Below are 3,403 nucleotides of genomic sequence, written 5' to 3' on the forward strand. Positions count from 1 at the left end.
ATCAGCGCCATCGCGAGCGCGGCGCCGGCCCCGCCGCGACGCGGTGACATCCGGCCCTGCAGCACCCGGATGACCGGCAGCAGCACCCACGGCGCCAGGGCGACCGGCCAGATCTCCGACGAGATCGACCCCAGGTCGCCGAGCATGCGCGGGGCGAGCGCGTAGAGGACGCCCGCGACCGGGCGCGTCCGGCGGGTGCCGATGCGCAACGCGGCGGCCACGCGCACCACGCCCACGTACGCGACGGTGAGCACGACCGCCCACCACAGGCGCTGGGTCAGCCACGCGGGCATCCCCACCAGGTCGAACAGCGCGAAGAACGGCCCCTGCGGGAACAGGTAGCCGTAGGCCTGGTTCTGGACCTGGCCGGAGAAGGAGAGCCCGGTCCACAGATGGGTGGCCTGGGCGAGGAAACGGCCGGGGGCCGCGACGAGGTCGTACTTGGTGTCCGGGGCGATCAGCCCGGGGGACTGCAGGCAGGCCAGCAGCAGGAAGGCGAGGAACGCGACGACCGCGTCACGCGCACCGGCGCCGAGACGGACCCCGCGGATCACCTACGCCGGCGTGGAGAGAGTCGAGAGCGGCGGGCGTCAGCGCGCGCCGTACTCGACCTGGCCGAGCAGGGCCTGGTCGGCGGGCGGCTGCGGCACGTCCGGGATGGAGTTCTCGGCCATCGCGGTGTTGACCCCGAACGCGACGATGCCGCCGAGGACGATTCCGCCGACTGCGCTGGCGAGCGCTCCGGTGCCGAAGCTCATCGTGGTCTCCCTGGGGTTCACGTGACGAAGGGGGTCAGGCGGTGCTGCCGAGCACACCGACGCCGGAAGCGTAACACCCGGCGGAGCGCCCGATCCGGGGAGCGGCTCCCACAAGTCCTTACCGGCGGGTAAGTTGGGTGTGGCACATGACACCGCGACCCGCCGGGAGGAGACCTGTGACGACGGGGACCAAACGCATCCCACGCGCGATCCGCGAGCAGCAGATGCTCGACTCCGCGATCCGCGTGTTCTCCGATCTCGGCTACCGATCGGCCTCGATGGACACCATCGCCCGACACGCGAGCATCTCCAAGCCGATGCTGTATCTGTACTACGGCTCCAAGGAGGAACTGTTCGCGGCGTGCGTCGTCCGCGAGTCCGGACGGCTGATCGACCACCTCACCGCCGCCGCCACCGGCAGTGCCGGCTCCCGCCGCCGGCTCGAGGACGTCGTCCAGGCGTTCCTCGAGTTCGTCGACGCCCACACCGACTCCTGGAATGTGGTCTACCGTCAGGCATTCGCCGAGCCCCAGTTCAGGGAGGAGGTCGAGAAGACCCGGACGGTCCTGGTCGACCTCACCACCGACCTGCTCGCACAGAACTCGGGGGACCAGCGCAGCCGCGAGGTGCTCGAGGTGGTCGCCACCGCCCTGGTCGGTGCCGGCGAGGCGGTCGCGGACCGCGTCGCCCACCGGTCGATCCCCACGTCGGTGGCCGCCGGTGTCGTCGTGGAACTCGCCTGGCGCGGCCTCGCGGGCGATCCGACCAAGTCACTCACCACGCCCACAGAGGAGAAGTCGTGACCGACAAGACCACCGCCACCGGCCGCCGGTCCGGGGCCGCCCGCACACTCAGCCCGGCGGACCTCGCGCGCGGCCTGCCCTCCCTCGCTGCCGACCTGCCGTCCGTCCTCAACGGGCTGCGGATCGTGCGGACCTCCCGCAGCACGGACAAGGTCTCGATCGGGCGCCGTTTCCAGAAGCTGGCCGCCGCCCGGCCCGACGCGCCTTTCCTCAAGTTCCTCGGCACGGAGATCAGTTACGGCGAGGCCAATCGCCGCGCCAACCGGTTCGCCGCGGTCCTCAAGGCCCGCGGCGTGACGCGCGGCGACACGGTCGGCATCTGTATGGGCAACCGTACCGAGGTACTGCTCGCGATCCTCGGTGCCGTCAAGGTCGGCGCCTCCGTGGGCCTGCTCAACCACCACCAGCGCGGCGAGGTTCTCGACCACTCGCAGAAGATCCTCGAGTCCACGCTCGTGCTGGTCGGCGCCGAGTGCGCCGAGGCCGTGCAGTCCGTGCCGCGCGAGAACTGGATCGGCGAACTTCTCGCCGTCAGCTCCGAGGTCGACCTTCCGTTCCGCGACTTCACCGCGGGCCACCGCCCGGAGGAGCTGGCGGACCTGACGTGGCTCGAGGACGAGCTCGCGGCCCTCGGCGACGACGTCGGGGACGTCAACCCGCCGGAGGCCGACGAGACGGTCGGCACGGAGACCGCGTACTACATCTTCACCTCGGGCACGACGGGCCTGCCCAAGGCCTCGACCATGTCCCACTACCGGTGGAACAAGGCGATGGCCGGGTTCGGTCTGTCCGGCGTGCGGCTGAAGAAGGACGACGTCCTGCTCAGCCCGCTGCCGATGTACCACAACAACGCCCTGACGGTCGCCCTCGGTTGCGTCCTCGCGGCCGGCGCGTGCCTGGCGATCGAGGAGCACTTCTCGGCGTCGAAGTTCTGGGACCAGGCCCGCGCCGCCGGGGCGACCGCCGCCATCTACATCGGCGAGATCTGCCGCTACCTGCTCAATCAGGATCCCGGCCCGGGCGACCGCGACCACTCGATCCGCGTGATGACCGGCAACGGGCTGCGGCCCGAGATCTGGGACGAGTTCCAGCAGCGGTTCGGCGTGGGCCGCATCTGCGAGTTCTACGCGGCCAGTGAGTGCAACATCGCGTTCGTCAACGCGTTCAACGTCCCGCGGACCACCGGGTACTGCCCGATGGACTTCGCGATCGTCGACTACGACCCCGAGACGGGCGAGCCCCGCCGCGGCGAGGACGGTCGCCTGCGGAAGGTCGGCAGGGGCGAGACCGGCCTGCTCATCAGCGGGATCTCCGACTCGCAGCCCTTCGACGGCTACACCGACGCCGAGGCCACGGAGAAGAAGATCGTCCGCGACGCCTTCAGCGACGGCGACGCCTGGTTCGTCTCGGGCGACCTCATGCTCGACCAGGGCCTCAAGCACGCCTCCTTCGTCGACCGCCTGGGCGACACCTTCCGCTGGAAGGGCGAGAACGTCGCGACCACCGAGGTCGAGGCCGCGATCAGCGCCCGCCCGGAGGTGGACCAGGCCGTGGTCTACGGCGTGGCCGTCCCGGACGCCGACGGCAAGGCCGGCATGGCGGCGATCCGCCTGCACGACAAGTCGGACTTCGACGGCGCGGCGCTCGCCGAGCACCTGCGGGACTCCCTGCCGTCGTACGCGGTGCCGCTGTTCATCCGGCTGTCCAAGGAACTCGAGCACACCTCCACGTACAAGAGCCGCAAGACCGAACTGCGCGAGCAGGCGTTCGACACCTCGACGTTCGATGACCCGCTCTACGTGCTGTCCAAGGAGAAGGGGTACGTCCCGTTCTACGATGGCG

The 3,403-nt window shown here is 70.5% G+C and carries 4 protein-coding genes; 2 read left to right on the forward strand and 2 right to left on the reverse strand.

Going from position 1 to position 3,403, the window contains the following annotated elements; all coding sequences use genetic code 11:
* Together G6030_RS10455 and G6030_RS10460 are read right to left on the reverse strand one after the other, a co-directional pair.
* Positions 1-554, reverse strand: a 554-nt coding sequence (locus tag G6030_RS10455) for an alpha-(1->3)-arabinofuranosyltransferase family protein (protein WP_182643076.1), incomplete at its 3' end; no start/stop codon positions are given.
* Positions 555-590: 36 nt separating this feature from the next.
* A complete protein-coding gene (locus G6030_RS10460) occupies positions 591-758 on the reverse strand; it encodes a DUF2613 domain-containing protein (RefSeq protein ID WP_182643077.1) in 168 nt (55 codons plus the stop codon).
* Positions 759-934: 176 nt separating this feature from the next.
* Between G6030_RS10460 and G6030_RS10465 the strand changes: the two genes are divergently transcribed.
* Positions 935-1,561: a TetR family transcriptional regulator gene (locus G6030_RS10465; RefSeq protein ID WP_182643078.1), complete on the forward strand. Its 627-nt coding sequence runs from the start codon at positions 935-937 to the stop codon at positions 1,559-1,561.
* Positions 1,558-3,403: long-chain-acyl-CoA synthetase (locus G6030_RS10470; protein ID WP_182643079.1), on the forward strand; the 1,846-nt coding region annotated here is incomplete at its 3' end. The genes G6030_RS10465 and G6030_RS10470, both read left to right, overlap by 4 nt.

Source organism: Dietzia sp. E1, assembly GCF_014145015.1.
Taxonomy (GTDB): domain Bacteria; phylum Actinomycetota; class Actinomycetes; order Mycobacteriales; family Mycobacteriaceae; genus Dietzia; species Dietzia cinnamea_A.

Coding starts and splice junctions, on each gene's coding strand:
- G6030_RS10460 (WP_182643077.1), bottom strand. CDS start 758: ATGAGCTTCGGCACCGGAGCGCTCGCCAGCGCAGTCGGCGGAATCGTC.